Genomic DNA, 16,949 nt, shown 5'->3' on the forward strand with positions numbered 1-16,949 from the left:
GGCTGGCTGGCCTGCTCAACCGCGCCACGCTTGAACTCGGCAGTGAACTTCCTGCGCTTTGACATGAACACTCCTCATGGCCTTGATCGGCCTTCTTGTAAGTGTCCGTGAAAACGGGGGTGAACCCCGGGGTGATCCAGCAATTGGTCGTGCACCACGGCTGCGGCACTGTCGCGGCTGATGCCGCCATTGGCGCGTTGCACCAGCAAGGTGGTGGCCAGCGATTGGCCGGTCGTCAACGCCTGGCCAAGGTCGCTGCCGATCTGCTCGGCCTGGTAGCGCGCGGCATTTTGCATCGTGGCCTGCGCTGAGGCGCTCAATGCGCGACTGCTTTGCCAATAGGTGATGGCTGCGGTCAAACCGAAGCACAGCGAGGCAATGACCGCCGTACCGAACATCAGGCGGTACGCCAGGCGTCCGCTGAAACGTGAGTGGGTGGAAGGCGAGGTCATGGCGTAGCCGCGGAAGGGAAGGGAAAGGGGGGAGCGGAGAAGACAACCCCGCCGTAGCGGGGCGTCTGCGATCAGTGGGCGGCCAGCGCAACCCGCGTCGGCGCGCGTGCGCCTGCATGGCCGAATTGGTTGGAGGCGGCAGCGACGATCCGGAAGCTGGACACCGCTTCATCCAGCTGCTGCGCCTGCTGTTGCATGGCATTGGCCGCGGCGGTGGCTTCTTCCACCAACGCCGCGTTCTGCTGGGTGCTCTCGTCCATCTGGGTGACGGTGAGGTTGACCTGTTCGATCCCGGCCGACTGTTCCTGCGAGGCGGCAGAAATTTCGCTCATGATGTCGGTGACGCGCTGCACCGAAGAGACGATCTCGGCCATGGTCTTGCCGGCCTGATCCACCAGCAGCGAGCCCTCGGAAACCTTGCCCACCGAGTCGTCGATGAGGTGCTTGATCTCTTTGGCCGCACTGGCAGACCGCTGCGCCAGCGTGCGTACTTCCGAGGCGACCACCGCGAATCCGCGGCCTTGTTCGCCGGCACGTGCGGCTTCCACCGCAGCATTCAACGCCAGGATATTGGTCTGGAAGGCGATGCCGTCGATGACGCTGATGATCTCGGCGATCTTCCTGGACGAGGTCTGGATGCCGGACATGGTGTCCACCACCTGGCTCACCACCTGGCCGCCCTGCGAGGCCACGCTGGCGGCGCCGATCGCCAGCTGGTTGGCCTGACGCGCGCTTTCGGCATTCTGCTTGACGGTGGAAGTGAGCTCCTCCATCGAGGCGGCGGTTTCTTCCAGACTGGCGGCCTGCTGTTCGGTGCGCTGCGACAGATCGTTGTTGCCGGCGGCGATTTCGCTGGCCGAGCCGGTGATGGAACTGGCGGCCTGCTGGATGCGCCCCACGATGCCGGCCAGCTGGGTGGCCGTGGCGTTGGCGTCGTCGCGCATGCGCGCGAACACGCCATGGTACTGGCCGTCCAGGCGCGCGGTGAGGTCACCTTCGGCCAGGGACGCCAGCAGCTCGGACAGCTTGCCCAGGTTGCGGTCGCTGACCTCCATCATCGCGTTGAGGTCGTTGATCATGCGCGCCGAGTCGTGCTTGAAGCGCGTCGCATCGCCGCGCTGACTGAAGTCGCCGTTAGCCGCGGCCTGGGCCAGGCGTTTGATCTCGGTGTTGATCGCCAGCAGGCTGGCCTTGGCTGCATCCATCGCTTCATGCAGCACCGCGCGCGTGCCGGGCAGGCGCGCGGCATTGCGCGACAGGTCGCCTTGCGCATACTCGTTGAGGATGCCGATCGCATCGACGATGGCATCCAGGTGCTCGAAGATCATCGTGTTGATGCCGGTGGCCAGCTCGCCGTAGACGCCCGGGAAATCGGTCGGCATGCGGTGGGTGACATCGTCGCCGGCATGCATGTGCACCATCACCTTGGTCTGCGCGGAGAAGCGCTCCAAGGTGTGAACTATCTCGTCGGTCGCCTTGAGCATCTGGCCGATTTCATCGGTGCCGTGTTCGGCGGTACGCACGCTCAGGTCGCCGCGCGCCACACCCTTGATGGCTGCCAGGGCCCGCGACACCGGCTCCAGGATGGAGTTGCCGATGATCCAGCCCACCAGCAGATTGATCAGCACCAAGGCGCCTCCGGCGATCGCAACGATGCCGGTGAAAACCAGCGCCTGCGATTGAGTGTCGTCCAGGTACACGCCGGTGCCGATCACCCAGCCCCACGGCTTGTACAGCGCCGCGTACGAGGTTTTCTGCACCGGATCCTTCTGCCCTGGCTTGGCCCAGGTGTAATCGACATAGCCGCCGCCGGCCTGCGCTGCGGTGACGAACGCCGGAAACACGCGCTTGCCGTCCGGGCTGAGCACATCGCTCAACGGCTTGCCGACCAGGTCGGGCCGGGTGGGGTGCATCAGCATCGTCGGCGTCTGGTCGGTGACGTAGATGTAATCCACACCGCCACGTGCGCGCATGGTCGACAGGGTATGCAGCGCACTTTTCTTGGCGGTCTCCACGTCGATCTCGCCCTTTTCGGCGCGCTCGGCGTAGCCATTGACCACTGCAATCGCCATCTCGATCTGGCTCTTGAGCCCATCGCGGCGCGTATCGGTCAGATCGACGTACTGCATGCGTGCGGCGATCACCGCCAACGCAATGATGCCCAGCGCAACCAGAGCAGTCTGGGCGAAGAACTTGCGCTTGAGCGGCACATTGGCCAGCTTTTTTGCAACCGTGGTCTTCAGCGTCATGGCAGATATCCAGCAAAGGAATGTGACCGGCGTAAGTCGAATAGCGACCCGACTCCGAAAATGTTGAGCCGGGCGCACCGCAGGGTTGCGGACGATGTGTGGCGCAGGCCACGTGCGAATGGCCTGACTTTGCTCAGTGCGTTAACCCGCTGGCACGGCGTGACCCGCAGCGGCAGGCGGCCCGGCGTGCTGTGCAGGCGTTTCGCCGATTACCTCGGCCGCACAAGGCGTGACGGTTCAGCGTGAAGCGGAGCGTACTGCTCGTGATGTTGCCCGGTCGCTCGTGGCCACCGTTGCGTTGCCTGCAGCGGCTCAGTTGCGCTGCGCAACGTTCACGCTGGCGACCGATTGCTGCAGGCTCTGCAGTTCGGTCCACAAGACATGGCGGGTATCGCCGCTATGGCCCAGCGACAAGGCTTGTGCGTATTGCAGGTCGCCCTCGTGCAGGGCGCGATTGGCCTGGCGGTGCTGTGCCAGATACTTGCCCAGCTGCTGCTGCACCAGCGCGAATTTGCGTGCCTGCTCGCCCTGAGGCGCGGTGGCCTGGAAATAGCCGGCGTGCCGTGCGATGCGCTGGTGCAGATTGCCCAGACGCTCGTCGTAGGCGTCGATACGCGCCGCATCGTGCCTGGCGGCAAGCTGTGCACGTTGATCGTCGCGCAACTGCGCCAGATCCACCGCCAGCGACTGCAATGCGGTGACCGGCACATTGTCCAGAAGCACCGAGACCGGCGCTGCCGGGGCGGCGAAGGAGGGCGGCAACGAGACGCCGGCAGCCAGCAGCGCGACGGTGAACACACAGCCCAGCACGGTACGTGCAGAGCGGTTGGAGTTGGCGGTGTGCATGCGGACGTCCTTCGATCTAGCGCGGGCAATGCGGCCCTCAGTGCTTGCTGTATCGGCCGCAAACGCCTGCGCTTGACCGATTTTCGACCAGCGGCACACTTGCATGGGCGTCGCAGCGACTTCCTTCTCCTGCGGGAGAAGCTGGCGCGCAGCGCCGGATGAGGGACGCACGCCGCCTCACGCGCCCAACTGCAAGCTGTCGACAACGACACGCGAAAACGCCTAAGCAGAGTTTTCTCGCCAAAAAAAGCCCCGGCATTGCTGCCGGGGCTTGCTCATGTTGGTCGCTTTGTCATCGGCTCCACAGACGTTGCGGTCAGAATTCCTGCCAGCTCGCATCGCCGTTGGCGGCTGTGGCAGTCACCGGGCGTGGTGTTGCTGTGGCTGTGGCTTTGGCCGCGACACCGGCCGGTGCGGGTGCGCGCTTGGTCGTGGTCGGTTTGGCAACGCCTGGCTTTGCGGCGGCCAGGCGCAGCGGCGCAGGGCGCTTGGCCGCAGGCGCCACGGCGGCGACCTGCTGGACCTTGAAGATCGACACCGCATCGGACAGCTGACCGGCTTGCTCTTCCATCGCACGTGCCGCGGCGGTGGCTTCTTCCACCAGCGCGGCGTTCTGCTGGGTGGCTTCGTCCATCTGCGTCACTGTGAGGTTGACCTGCTCGATCCCGGCCGACTGTTCCTGCGAGGCGGCAGAAATCTCGCCCATGATGTCGGTGACGCGCTGCACGCTGGCGACGATGTCGGCCATGGTCTTGCCGGCCCGATCCACCAGGACCGAGCCTTCGGCGACCTTGCTCACCGAATCGTCGATGAGGTGCTTGATCTCCTTGGCTGCATTGGCCGAACGCTGGGCGAGCGTGCGCACTTCCGAGGCAACCACGGCGAAACCACGGCCCTGTTCGCCGGCACGCGCCGCTTCCACTGCCGCGTTCAAGGCCAGGATGTTGGTCTGGAAGGCGATGCCGTCGATCACGCTGATGATGTCGGCGATCTTCTTCGACGACACCTCGATGCCGGACATCGTGGTCACCACCTGCGCCACCACGCTGCCGCCTTGCTAGGCAACCGTGGCCGCACCGATGGCGAGTTGGTTGGCCTGGCGCGCATGCTCGGCGTTCTGGCGTACGGTGGAGGTGAGTTCCTCCATCGAGGCGGCGGTTTCTTCCAGGTTGGCGGCCTGCTGCTCGGTGCGCTGCGACAGATCGTTGTTGCCGGCCGCGATCTCGCTGGCCGCGGTATTGATCGACAGGGTGGCGTGCTGGATGCGCCCGACGATATCGGCAAGTTGCGCCGTGGTGGCATTGGCATCGTCGCGCATCTGGGCGAACACGCCATTGAACTGGCCTTGCATGCGCTCGGTGAGATCGCCCGCGGCGATGGCCTGCAACAGCTTCGACAGCGAGCTGAGGTTGGCATCGGCGGTCGCCATCAGCTGGTTGAGGCTCTCCACCATCGCCTGGAAATCGTACTGGAAGCGCTGCGTGTCGCCACGCACGCTGAAGTCGCCGTTGGCAGCGGCCTGCGCCAACAGCTTGATCTCGCCGTTCATCGCCGACAGGTTGGCCTTGACGGTATCCATGGTGGAATTGAGCACGGCCTTCTCCCCGGGCAGGCGGTCCATGTCCTGACTGAAGTCGCCGATCGCATAGTGCGACATGATCTGCGCGAGTTTCATCTTGACTGCGATATGCGAGCCGACCAGGCTGTTGGTGTCGCGCACCATGGTGCCGTAGTCGCCTGGAAACGCATCGTGTTCCATGCGATAGCTGATTTGGCCGGCATCGTGGCGCTTGGCCATTTCCGACTGCGCTGCGAGCACGGCCTGCAGTTGCCGCTGCATGCCTTCCATGCTGTGCAGCAATTGCCCGGCTTCGTCGCGGCTGTCGACGTGGATGGCGTTATCCAGTTTGCCCTGTGCGATGGCACTGGCCACCCGCGTGGCGCGACCGAGCGGGCCAGCGATGCTGCGGGCGATGAACCAACCGGAAAATGCAGCCAGCAGCACGAACAGCGCCATCGCCACGAGCATGACGTGCACCGAACGCCGGTAGGTTGCCTCGGCCTGCGCGATCTCGCTGTCCATGTGGGCAACGTTGAACTTGGTCAGCTCCACCAATTTTGCGAACAGGTCGCGCCGCGCCGGACGCGATTGCTCGTCGGAAACGCGATTGGCAGTGACCAGATCGCCGGCACGCACCGCGGCGCTGAGCGCAGCATTGGCCTTGTAGTAATCGGACAGTTTCAGTTTGACCTCGTCGTACAACTCGGTCTCTCTACCTGCCGTGGTGGTCTTGGCGTAGGCGTCCTGCGCCGTCGCGACGTCGGCGCGCGCCTTGTCCATGCGTTCGAAATAATTCTGCACCGCCTTCGGATCGTCGGCGTGCGCCAGCTGAGCGAGTTCGTAGGTGCGGAATTCGCCGAGCAATGCGCGCATTTCGCTCAGTTGCTGCACGGCCGGTGCCCACACGGTGCCGATCTCGCGCAACAGGTGCGCGCTCGATTGCATGCGCGCAAGCGCAAACCCGCCCAGGCTCAGGGTGATCAATGCGGTAAAGGAAAACGCCACGGCCAACTTGCGGGCGACGGCAAGATTGCGGAACCAGTTCATCGTGTCTTCCCGTATTGCAGAGACGACTGGCCTCGTGGCGCCCGCCAGCAGGTAGGCAAAGACGTGGCGAAGTCGACAGATCCGGACAAAGGGCCAGAATCTACCGTCGGTCGTGTCGGGACGGACGGGTGTTGCTGATGCCGGCAGTCCCCATACTGCCGGCGATCGCTCCAGCAACCATCGTGCGTCGATGGCGTGGCGGAGTCTTGCGCCGCGGCATCCACGCCGCGGCGACTGCATTACGCGGCTTGCGGCACCTTGAGCGAGCGCACCAGACCGCCGATGTCCACGATCAGCGAAACCCGCCCATCGCCGAGGATGGTGGCGCCGGAAACGCCCGGAATGCGCCGGTAATTGTTCTCGATGTTCTTGACCACCACCTGCTGCTGGCCGAGCAACTCGTCCACTTCCAGCGCGATCTTCTGGCCGTCGCCTTCGACCACCACCACCAGCGATTCCTTGGAGGACTGCTGCCCGCCGAAGCCGTAGTAGTTGGTGAGCGAGAGGATCGGCAGATATTCGCCACGCACCCGCAGTACCCGACCGTCGCCGGCCATCGCGCGGACGTCTTCTGGTGCCGGCTGCAGGGCTTCGAGCACGTAGGACAGCGGCAGGATCAGGGTTTCGCCGGCGACCGACACGGTCATGCCGTCCAGGATGGCCAGGGTCAGCGGCAGACGGATCAACACGCGGGTGCCGCTGCCGGCATTGCTTTCCAGCTGCACTTCGCCACCCAGGCCCTGGATGTTGCGGCGGACCACGTCCATGCCCACGCCACGACCGGACAGGTCGGTCACCGCATCGGCGGTGGAGAAGCCCGGTGCGAAGATCAAGTCCCACACCTGCGCATCGGTCGGGTTGTCCGGCACGGCGATGCCGCGTTCGGCCGCTTTTTCCAGGATCTTGGCGCGATTGAGGCCGCGGCCGTCGTCGCTGACTTCGATCACGATGTGGCCGCCCTGGTGCGAGGCCGCCAGGGTAATCGTGCCGGTTTCGTCCTTGCCGGAGGCGCGGCGCGCATCGGGCATTTCCAGGCCGTGGTCGATCGAGTTGCGCACCAGGTGCACCAACGGATCGGCAATCTTCTCGATCAACCCCTTGTCCAACTCGGTACTTTCGCCAATGGTGCGCAGGCGCACCTGCTTGCCGAGGCGGCTGGAGAGGTCGCGCACCAGGCGCGGGAAGCGGCGGAACACCGCATCGACGGGCAGCATGCGCACGCCGATGACCGCTTCCTGCAGATCGCGGGTATTGCGTTCGAGCAGATCCAGGCCGGCGAACAGTTGTTCGGCATGCGCCGGGTCCAGACCGGTGGAGACCTGCTTGAGCATGGCCTGGGTAATCACCAGCTCGCCGACCAGGTTGATCAATGCATCGACCTTGTCGACGCTGACGCGGATCGAGCTTTCAGCTTCGGCAGCGGCGGCCTTGGCCGGTGTCGCCGCGGCGGCAGGTTCGGCAACGGCACTCGGTGCGGCAGCGACCGCTGCAACCGGTGCGGCACCCGGAGCGTCCACGGCCAGGCTCGGCGGCGGGCCGGGCACTGCCATCGGGCGGATGTCCAGCTCGCAATCGTCCACCACCCAGGCGAAGGTGTCTTCGATCTTGCTGCGCGGAATCTTGCCGATCAGGCCCAGGTCCCACGCCAGATACGCTTCCAGCGGGTCGATGTTCTCAAAGCCCGGCATGCGCTCCAGACGCGCGGCGATCTGCAGCGGACCCAGGTGTTCGAGCTCGCGGATGATGCGCAACGGGTCGTTGCCGCTCATGAACAGCGACGGCGCCGGGGTGAAACCGATGTGCCAGGCTTCGGGTTCTTCTTCCTTGGGCTTGGCCACTGCCACTGCCGCCGGCGCTTCGCCAGCAAGCACGGCATTCAACCGGGTGTGCACGGCCTTGACCGCAGCCGGGTCGGCCGGGGTGCCGTGTTCGGCTTCGCGCAACAGGGCGCGCAGCACGTCGACCGAACCAAGCATGGCATCGACCGCATTGGGTTCGAGCTGGCGCTTGTTGGAGCGCAGCTCGTCCAGCAGCGTCTCCAGCACGTGGGTCAGGCCGGCAACGGCGTCGAAGCCGAAGGTGGCGGCGCCGCCCTTGATCGAGTGCGCGGCGCGGAACACCGAGTTGATGATTTCCGGGTCGCGGTTGCCTTCTTCAAGCGACAGCAGCCCAGCCTCCATCGCGTCGAGCCCTTCACGGCTTTCCTCGAAAAAGGTGGCGTGGAAACGTTGCAGGTCCATGCTCATGGGCGTGAAATCCGAAGCTGAAGCGAGAAGGGTTTAACCGAGAACTTTCTGGACGGTGGCGATCAGCTGTTCTGGATTGAACGGCTTGACCAGCCAACCGGTGGCGCCGGCGGCCTTGCCTTCGGATTTCTTGTCGGCCGCCGACTCGGTGGTGAGCATGAGCATGGGGGTGAACTTGTAGTCCGGCAGCTGGCGCAGCTCGCGGATCAGCGAGATGCCGTCCATGTTGGGCATGTTCACGTCGGTGACCACCGCATTGAAGCGCTGGCCCTTCGCGCGGCCCAGCGCAACGGCGCCGTCTTCGGCTTCTTCGACGGCAAAGCCGGCAGAGGTGAGGGCGAAAGAGACCATCTGGCGCATCGACGCCGAATCGTCCACCACCAAGATACGTGCGCTCATGCGGCGTTCTCCACAGATTTCAGGTTGTCATTGGATGCCGGGAGTCCGAGCGCGTCGGTGACGCCGAGCAGACGCGCTGCATCCCTAAAAGTGTCGTTGCAGCCATCGAATTCGGTGTGCAGGCCGGCCTGGCGGCGGCTTTGCACAAAGGCGCAGAGCAACTGCACGCTGGCGGTGTGGATGCGCCGGACTTCACCGGCGTCAAGCACCAGGTCGCCGTCCTGGGTGAGGAATCCGGCAAGCTTTTGCTTGAGGTCGGCGCTGGTCTCGATGCCGAGATCCTCACCCAATGTCACTGTGCTCATTGTTGCTCCGAACGGATGGTTCTATGCGTACTAACGGCGGGGGGCGGAAAAGCTTTAACGGTGAATCGTCGTGCGTGCAGGTGCGGGCAAGCTAGGCGCGCATCAATGCAGCAGATGGGTGGCATCGAGCAGGATCATCGGTTGATGGCCCAGACGTGCGACACCGCGGAACAGGTTGTTGTAGATGCGGCACAGGCGCGCGTTGTCCGGCGGCTCGATCTGCTGATCGGTGAGGCTGGTGACGTCTTCCACGGCCGACACGCGCAGGCCCATGGTTTCGCCGTTTTCTTCCAGGACCACCACGCGGGTCTGCAGTTCCATGTCCACCGGCGAGGAGCCCAGGTGGATGCCCAGATCGATCACCGGGACCACCTGGCCGCGCAGGTTCATGATGCCGAGCATGGCGCTGGGCGTGCCGCGCAGCGGCAGCAGCGGCACCGGCAACACCACTTCCTGCACCTTGAGCAATTCCAGCGCATAGGTCTGTTCGCCGCAGCGCAGACGCAGCCAGCGGGTGCTGCGTTCGCTGGCGCGGCGTTCGGCGTGAATCTTGTCGGCCTGGCCAGGCGCCAGCAGTGCCTGCAGCCCGGTCGGTGCCGGAGCGCGTGCCGGCGCGGGTGCTGCACGCGGGGGCAGGGCGGGCGCTGGGACCGGGGCTGGTGCGGGCGCCGCGACCGGTGCAGCCTCCAGCCCGAAGGCGGGGTCGGCATCCATTTCTGCCAGCAGATCTGCGGTGATCAGGTCCACTGCGATGGGTGCGGCTCCGAACGCCGGGTCGGCATCCATTTCGGCCAGAAAGTCGGCGGCGATGTCGGCAGCGCTGGGCGCGGCGTTGACCGGCGGAGCGAACGCCGGGTCGGCATCCATTTCGGCCAGAAAGTCGGCGGCGATGTCGGCAGCGCTGGGCGCGGCCTTGGCCGCGGGGGCGAATGCCGGGTCGGCGTCCATTTCTGCCAGGAAATCGGCGGCGATCGCATCGGCGCTACGCACCGCGGCAATCGCGTTGGAGGTGGCAGCCTCGGAGACGGTGGCGGCTTCGGGAAGTGCGGCCGTCTCGACCGGCGGCTCGGCCAGCGCGAGATCGGCATCCGCAATTGGCGGCGTATCGACCGTCGCTGCGGTGGCCGCGGGCGGGGCGACGATCTCCACGCCCGCATCGTGCAGCAGGCCTTCCAGATAATCGTCCAATTCACCGTTGGCGGTGGAGTTGCTCATGCGGCTTGCTCCATACGCATCGCGTCATCGGCCAGCACCCATTCCAGCGCGCGGCGATACGCGGACAGACCGCGGCCCTGATAGTCGCCGCCAACGGCAGGCACGGTCAGGGCGGCGGCGTTGCAGATTCGGGTATCCACCGGCACCGCGTCTTCCCAGACGACCGGGCCGTAGGTGGCCTGCATTTCCTTCAGCGTTTCGGTGCCGGCGCGGGTGCGGCGGTCGAACAGCGTGGGCAGGATCGACACCGGCAGCTCGCGGCGACGCGAACGCTGCACCATGTCGGCGGTGCGCACCATGCTGGCCAGGCCATGCAGGGCAAGCGGCTCGGCCTGGGTTGGCACCACGACACGGTCGCAGGCGGCCAGAGCGTTGATCATCAGCAGGCCCAGGGTCGGCGGGCAATCCAGCAGGATGTAATCGTGCTGGCCGGCATGCCGGGTCATGGCGTTCTGCAGCGCCAGGCCCAGGCCGGGCTGGTTGGCGCTGCGGCGTTCCAGCGTGGCCAATGCGGCTTGCGCGCATACATACGACAGGCCTGGGATGCTGCTTTCATGCGCCAGGCTGGCCAGGTCGCTCGGCGGGGTGCCGAACAGGTCCAGCACCCCGCGCGGCGGCGGGTCGATCGCCACGCCGAAGGCGCGGGTGAGCGAAGAGTGCGGATCGAGGTCGATCAACAAGACGCGGTGGCCGAGCGCGGCCAGGCCGCGACCCAATGCCAGCGTCGTGGTGGTCTTGCCGACGCCGCCCTTTTGGTTGGCGATTGCCCAGATACGCATGTCACTGCACTCCTTGAATTACGGCGGGGACGGAACTTGTGCCGCTTTCGGTGGTGACGGCCGTTTGGCCGCCGTCAGACTTGGGAAGCTTGGGCGCCCCGGCGGCGGTCGCATTTAATTGCGATGGCGGATCGGGTGCGAGTGAGCCAGCCGAGTCAGCGAGGATGATCAACACCACACGCCGGTTCGCATTCCGTCCCGCCTCAGTGCTGTTATCGGCACGTGCGCGGAATTCTCCATAGCCCACCATCGCCAATCGTTGCGGGGCGATGCCGTCGTCGGCGAACAGGTGCACCACGCTGGCCGCACGCGCCGCCGACAGTTCCCAGTTGGAGGGAAATTGCGCGGTGGCGATCGGCTGGTTATCGGTATAACCCTCCACGCGCACGCCATTGGGCGCCTCGCGCAGCACCGAGGCCAGCGTGGACAACGTCCCACGGGCGCGGCCGGCCAGGGTGGCCGAGCCGGTGCCGAACAGGATGTCGCTGTTGATCTCCACCTCGATCCACAGATCGTTGCGGCGGATGGTGATGAGTTGCTTGTCGATCAGCGGGGCCAGCGTCTTGCTCAGCTGCTGCTCCACTGCATCCATCTGCCGCTGTGCGCGCGCCAGTTGCGCCTGGTTGCGCAGCGACACCGGCATGCGCATCTGCGCGGCCATCGACGGCAGCAGGGTAGGGTCGGTCGGGCCATTGGAGGCCGCCATCGGCGCCCCGGCCTTGATCACGGATGGGCGGTCGTAATCGGCGCCCAGGCTCTGGGTCTTGCCCAGCTGCACCGGGCTGGCCTTGTTCGACGAGCCACCGAAGGCGCTGGTCAGCGCTTGCGCCATGACCTTGTATTTGCCTTCGTTGAGCGAAGAGATGGCGTACATCACCACGAAGAACGCCAGCAGCAGCGTCATCAGATCGGCATACGGAATCGCCCACGCTTCGTGGTTGCCATGTTCTTCGTGGTGTTTGCGACGACGGGCCATAACGAGCTAATGCAAGTAGCCTGCCAATTTCGATTCGATGTTGCGCGGGTTCTCGCCCTGGGCGATCGCGATCAGGCCTTCGATCGCCATTTCGCGCTCGTTGGTGCTGCAATGGATCACGCTCTTGAGCTTGGCAGCAACCGGCAGGAACAGCAGGTTGGCCGAGGCGATACCGTAGATGGTGGCGGTGAATGCCGCCGCGATGCCGTGCCCGAGCATGGCCGGATCGGCCAGGTTCTTCATCACCGCCATCAGGCCCAGCACCGCGCCGATGATGCCCAACGTGGGCGCATAGATGCCCATGCCCTCGAATATCTTGGCCGCGGCAAGATCCTGGCGCTCCTGGTTGTCCACTTCGATCTCGAGCATGTTGCGCATGGCTTCCGGCTCCACGCCATCGACCAGCATCTGCAGGCCTTTGCGCAGGAAGGCATCGTCCTGACGCGGCAATTGGTCTTCCAGGCCCAGCAGGCCTTGGCGACGGGCGATATTGCTCCACTCGACGATACGCGCCACCAGTTGCGGGCGATCGCTGGCGGGCGGCTGGATGACCCAGCGCAGGATCTTGAACGCGCGCCGGAAAACCGCCGGCGAGGTGTGCAGCAGGATCGCGGCCACCGTGCCGACGATGACGATCACGAAGGCAGCCGGCGACCACAGCGACGAAATGCCGGCACCTTTCAACACGCTGCCGCCCACGATCGCCACGATCGCCAGCACCAGTCCGATTACACTGAGTCTGTCCATGCATGCGGTATCGGCCCAGGCCCGGCGGACTTGATAGGTGTGCCCGGTTGGCGCGCCAGAAAGTTGTCGTTTTGGGGAATGGGTCTGCGAACTGCCGACTTCGTTGGGTGCAAGAGCGCGGCCGGGGACCGGTTCCTCGGCTCGAAAGACATCCTGTCCGACTCGCCGTCGCGGCACATTCCCGTGCCGCTCTCCGCCGATCTCCGGCCACGCTGCTGCTTCGGCACGTTACTGATGTGATTTCGAGGAGTCCTGAGTCCGGCGCGGAAATAAAGCCCCTCTCCCGCCGGGAGAGGGGTTGGGGTGAGGGTACGTCCAGGCGCGGACTGTTGATTGCGGCTTCGGTGGGCGGCGCCAACGTGACCGGGGATCGGTTCTTCGGCGCGGCAGACATCCTGTCCGACTCGCCGTCGCGGCACATCCCTGCCATGGCGATGGCAGCCAAGCAGCGCGTGGCGGGACATGTCCTGGAGTGCGTCAACACACGCATGTCGACCCCGTATATCGCTGAGCTCGGTTGCAAATAACGGGGAGTGTGCAAGCGCTTCGGTAAACCGCTTGCCCGGTTGCGGGCGAGGGCGTTTTGCGGGCGGCCATCGAGCTGCTGCTGCCGCCAGCCTGTACCGTGCCGCGCGCAAGCGTGGCGAGCCCGACCGCTCGTGGTGACGCTTGCAAGCCGCGGGCCTGCTGCGCGGCAGAATGCGCTGGCGCATGGGCTGTGCTACTTAGCTTCCCACTGCATTAGAACGATCTAATCGCATCCGCGCAGGAGGGAGAGAGGGTAGGGAAACCTGGCACCGCAACGGTGCCGGATATTTTTGCGTTACGTCGCGCGGCGTTCTGGTCCGATCGTTGGATCGATACAAAGCCGCCGAGGCCGATCACCATTGGGAGAGCACGATCGAAATGAACTGCACGCCATTCGCACGCAACCGCAGCACGCTGTACGCCGGTATCGCCATCGCATTGTTCGCGAGCGCCGCCTCCACCAACGTCTCCGCCCAGCAGGCCGACGGCACGCCGGCGCCCGCGGGCCAGGCCGCGTTGCAGGCCACGGACCTGGACGCGGTGACGGTGACCGGCTATCGCTACGCGATCGAAAAAAGTCTGGAGCAAAAGCGCAACGCCAACGCCGTGGTCGATGTGATCACCGCCGAGGACGTCGGCAAGTTCCCCGACAAGAACGTGGCCGATGCGCTGCAGCGCGTGCCCGGCGTGGTCATCAGCCGCGACGGCGGCGAAGGCAAGAACGTCAGCGTGCGGGGCCTGTCCTCGGAGCTGGTGCTGACCGAATTGAACGGCAACTACATCGCCACCGCCGAGTCCAACGGCGACCCGACGCGCTCGTTCAACTACACGCTGCTGCCGTCGAACCTGCTGGGCAGCGCCGAGCTGTACAAGACCCCGGAAGCGCGCATCGACGAAGGCGGCATCGGCGGCACGGTGATCCTGCAGACGCGGCGCCCGCTGGAACTGGAGCCACATTCCGGCTTCGTTTCCGCCGAGGGCACCTGGTCCGATACCAGCAAGAAGACCGACGGCCAGTTCTCCGGCTCCTACTCGTGGCACGACAAGGACAACCGCTTCGGTGTCTTCGTTGGCTACACGCAGCAGAAGCGCACCGCGCGCACGCTCAATGCCAGTACCGAGAGCTGGCAGTGGTACGGCCGCGACGAAGGCGGCCCGGCGGTCGACGTGAATGGAAATCCGTCGGACTTCAACGCCAACTGGTGGGGCGGTACCGGTTTCTGGAACCAGGACGGCAATTACTCCACCGGTTTCATGATGCCGACGGCGGTCAGCCTGGAGGCCAAACGCGAGGAGCGCGAGCGCAAGGGCGGGCAACTGACCTTGCAGTTCAAGCCCACCGACGACCTGACCCTGACCGCCAACTACTTCCGCTTCGACCTGTCGCAGGACTCGCAGACCAACACCATCAAGATTCCTGAGTGGAACATTGCGCGCTACTTCGGCGACGGCAACTGGCGCGGCGGGCGCCTGCTCGACGGGCTGCGGTTCGATCCCAGCGGCACGATCGTCACTGGCGCCGCCTACAGCCTGCGTCCGGGCAAGACCTACTATTGCAGCGAGGCGCAGGCCGCCGCGGCCGGCCTGCCGCCGGGCGGCTGGGGCTCGGACGATTGCACGGTGCCGACGCCGCAGATCACCGGCAGCTACAACATCGAAAAATCGCAGTCGCAGACGGTCGACCTGGGCGGAGAATGGCGTGGCGAGCAGGTGGACGTGGCGTTCAAGGCCGGCCGCACCTGGGCCAAGGGCGGGCCGGAGCTGCAGTTTTCCCTGCCGATCAAGCCGCGCCTGCAGAACGCCGACGGCAGCTGGACCAATGGCAACTTCGCCAGCGCCTGGGACCTGACCGGCGCCCCAAGCATGACCTTCTCACCGGAGCTGATGCAGAACCTGCGCGATGGCATCCTGCAGGTCGACCTGGGCTCGACCGGTTCGTCCTGGACCCGCAACACCAACCAGCAGCAGTACGCGCAGATCGATACCACCTGGCATTTCGACGGCGAGGTCTTCGACTCGCTGCAGTTCGGCATCAAGCGCCGCGACGGCGGCATCCACCGCAATACCGGCAACAACTACTGGGTGTGCCCAGGCACCGACCCGAGCGACTACGACAACCGCTACTGGAACGGGCGCTGCAATGCCATCGCCACGCAGTTCTCCCCGGGCCTGCTGTTCGCGCAGGACAACCTGGCCGGTGGCGTCAACGCCAGCGCTTTCCCGGCGATCAACTTCCCGGGCCACATCGGCTACTTGAACCAAACCTACGGCGCGATGCAGACCCGCAGCGAAGACAACTTCGTCTACAACGTCGACGAGGAGATCTATTCCAGCTACCTGCAGCTCAACTTCCACACCGAGCGGTTGCGGGGCAACGTTGGCGTGCGGGTGGCGCGCACCGGCCAGCGTGCCGATTCCACCGACAAGGTGACCGCCTACAACGACTATTTCTTCGACGGCGCCGATGGCAATCCGCTGGCCTGCCAGCAGGGCGCCGCCATGCCCAGCGGCGCCCCGGCCGACACCTATTGCGGGACCGAAGGCTACTGGCGTTTGTCCGACAGCGTGCAACGCACCGAGTCGTTCGTGGTCAGCGGGCTGGACCGCAACTACACCGACGTGCTGCCGAGTTTCAACCTGGCCTACGACCTGACCGAGAACCTGCTGCTGCGCGCGGCGGCGTCGAAGGTGATCGCGCGGCCCAGCTACAACGACATCGCCGCGCCTGGCAGCCTGGAGTTCTACAGCCCCGAGTACGTGGCCGACCGGCGCCTGACCGGCGGTGCCAGCGAGCAGGGCTGGTACGGCTCGGGCAGCAACAAGAATCTGGAGCCGTACAAGGCCAACCAGTTCGACCTGGGCCTGGAATGGTATTTCCACCCGGGTTCGGTGGCGGGTGTGGGACTGTTCCGCAAGAACGTGGAGAACTTCGCGGTCGACGTGATCAGCGACGTGAACATGATGGTCGACGGGCAACCGGTCACCGTGCAGAACTACAGCACCCAGGCCGGCGGCCAGGACGCCGTCTCGCAGGGTGTGGAGCTGTATGCGCAGCACACGCTGCCGTTCGGCCTCGGTGTGCAGTTCAACTACACCTACAACGATGCCAGCAAGGCCGCGGTGCGGCTGGAGGACGGTACCGAGGCCGGCAAGACCTCCATGCCGGGCAGCGCCAAAAACCAGACCAACCTCACCGTGTTCTACGAGACCGACAGCCTGCTGCTGCGCGCCTCCTACAACCGTCGCGGTGAACTGGTGCAAGGCCTGGTCAACGGGTTGAACGTCTTTGAGGAGCCGTACTACCAGATCGATGTCAATGCGGCCTACAACATCGTAAGCTCCCCCGTCAAGCAGGCACTTTAAAAGTAGAGCTTTCGGCGTACTTGTTGCGGTACTCGACCGGGGTCATTCCGCCGAGCGAATCATGGGATCTTGCTTGGTTGTAGTCGATCATCCACCAGTGGGCGGCTTCGCGCACCTCGTCGAGGCAGGCGAAGAGATTCAGGTCGAGCACTTCCTCGCGGAACGTGCGATTGAAGCGCTCGATGAAGGCATTCTGATTTGGCTTTCCCGGCTGGATGTACTGTAGTGCGACGCCA

At 65.1% G+C, this 16,949-nt stretch carries 9 protein-coding genes and 4 pseudogenes; 1 reads left to right on the forward strand and 12 read right to left on the reverse strand.

Translation table 11 applies throughout. The annotated features are described in order from the left end of the window. Positions 1-128: 128 nt before the first annotated feature. From F7R02_RS21385 to F7R02_RS21435, 11 genes and pseudogenes are all read right to left on the reverse strand, one after another. Positions 129-452: pseudogene (locus F7R02_RS21385) on the reverse strand (methyl-accepting chemotaxis protein); the annotation flags it as partial. A 71-nt stretch (positions 453-523) separates the two neighbouring features. Further along, positions 524-2,701, reverse strand: a complete 2,178-nt coding sequence (locus F7R02_RS21390; protein WP_139370875.1) for a methyl-accepting chemotaxis protein — start codon at positions 2,699-2,701, stop codon at positions 524-526. A 312-nt stretch (positions 2,702-3,013) separates the two neighbouring features. After that, a complete protein-coding gene (locus tag F7R02_RS21395) occupies positions 3,014-3,547 on the reverse strand; it encodes a hypothetical protein (RefSeq protein ID WP_078564315.1) in 534 nt (177 codons plus the stop codon). A gap of 316 nt (positions 3,548-3,863) precedes the next feature. Further along, a pseudogene (locus F7R02_RS21400) lies at positions 3,864-6,155 on the reverse strand (methyl-accepting chemotaxis protein). Between the two features lie 239 nt (positions 6,156-6,394). After that, on the reverse strand, positions 6,395-8,401 hold the full coding sequence (locus F7R02_RS21405; RefSeq protein ID WP_078589156.1) for a chemotaxis protein CheA: 2,007 nt from the start codon (positions 8,399-8,401) through the stop codon (positions 6,395-6,397). A gap of 33 nt (positions 8,402-8,434) precedes the next feature. Next, the gene (locus F7R02_RS21410; RefSeq protein WP_002806565.1) at positions 8,435-8,800 is read right to left on the reverse strand and encodes a response regulator; all 366 of its coding nucleotides are present in this window, start codon (positions 8,798-8,800) and stop codon (positions 8,435-8,437) included. Continuing rightward, on the reverse strand, positions 8,797-9,105 hold the full coding sequence (locus F7R02_RS21415) for an STAS domain-containing protein (protein ID WP_003489692.1): 309 nt from the start codon (positions 9,103-9,105) through the stop codon (positions 8,797-8,799). The genes F7R02_RS21410 and F7R02_RS21415 overlap by 4 nt, the downstream gene beginning before the upstream one ends. A gap of 102 nt (positions 9,106-9,207) precedes the next feature. Then, complete coding sequence (locus tag F7R02_RS21420) at positions 9,208-10,320, reverse strand: chemotaxis protein CheW (RefSeq protein ID WP_151210191.1); 1,113 nt, start codon at positions 10,318-10,320, stop codon at positions 9,208-9,210. Further along, positions 10,317-11,099, reverse strand: coding sequence for a ParA family protein (locus F7R02_RS21425; protein WP_003489696.1), 783 nt, complete (start codon positions 11,097-11,099; stop codon positions 10,317-10,319). Before F7R02_RS21425 ends, F7R02_RS21420 begins: the two co-directional genes overlap by 4 nt. A gap of 1 nt (position 11,100) precedes the next feature. Continuing rightward, the gene (gene motD, locus F7R02_RS21430) at positions 11,101-12,075 is read right to left on the reverse strand and encodes a flagellar motor protein MotD (protein ID WP_005931860.1); all 975 of its coding nucleotides are present in this window, start codon (positions 12,073-12,075) and stop codon (positions 11,101-11,103) included. 6 nt (positions 12,076-12,081) lie between these two features. Then, on the reverse strand, positions 12,082-12,822 hold the full coding sequence (locus F7R02_RS21435) for a flagellar motor protein (RefSeq protein WP_078590943.1): 741 nt from the start codon (positions 12,820-12,822) through the stop codon (positions 12,082-12,084). Between the two features lie 852 nt (positions 12,823-13,674). Here F7R02_RS21435 and F7R02_RS21445 point away from each other — a divergent pair. Then, positions 13,675-16,683: pseudogene (locus F7R02_RS21445) on the forward strand (TonB-dependent receptor); the annotation flags it as partial. Positions 16,684-16,696: 13 nt separating this feature from the next. Here the strand turns inward: F7R02_RS21445 and F7R02_RS21450 are convergent. Beyond that, a pseudogene (locus tag F7R02_RS21450) lies at positions 16,697-16,949 on the reverse strand (integrase core domain-containing protein); the annotation flags it as partial.

It is taken from the genome of Xanthomonas cissicola (assembly GCF_008801575.1).
GTDB lineage: Bacteria > Pseudomonadota > Gammaproteobacteria > Xanthomonadales > Xanthomonadaceae > Xanthomonas > Xanthomonas cissicola.

Excerpts from the sequence above, each read along its gene's own strand:
- F7R02_RS21390 (WP_139370875.1), bottom strand. The coding sequence starts at position 2,701 with ATGACGCTGAAGACCACGGTTGCAAAAAAGCTGGCCAATGTGCCGCTC.
- F7R02_RS21395 (WP_078564315.1), bottom strand. The coding sequence starts at position 3,547 with ATGCACACCGCCAACTCCAACCGCTCTGCACGTACCGTGCTGGGCTGT.
- F7R02_RS21405 (WP_078589156.1), bottom strand. The coding sequence starts at position 8,401 with ATGAGCATGGACCTGCAACGTTTCCACGCCACCTTTTTCGAGGAAAGC.
- F7R02_RS21410 (WP_002806565.1), bottom strand. The coding sequence starts at position 8,800 with ATGAGCGCACGTATCTTGGTGGTGGACGATTCGGCGTCGATGCGCCAG.
- F7R02_RS21415 (WP_003489692.1), bottom strand. The coding sequence starts at position 9,105 with ATGAGCACAGTGACATTGGGTGAGGATCTCGGCATCGAGACCAGCGCC.
- F7R02_RS21420 (WP_151210191.1), bottom strand. The coding sequence starts at position 10,320 with ATGAGCAACTCCACCGCCAACGGTGAATTGGACGATTATCTGGAAGGC.
- F7R02_RS21425 (WP_003489696.1), bottom strand. The coding sequence starts at position 11,099 with ATGCGTATCTGGGCAATCGCCAACCAAAAGGGCGGCGTCGGCAAGACC.
- motD (WP_005931860.1), bottom strand. The coding sequence starts at position 12,075 with ATGGCCCGTCGTCGCAAACACCACGAAGAACATGGCAACCACGAAGCG.
- F7R02_RS21435 (WP_078590943.1), bottom strand. The coding sequence starts at position 12,822 with ATGGACAGACTCAGTGTAATCGGACTGGTGCTGGCGATCGTGGCGATC.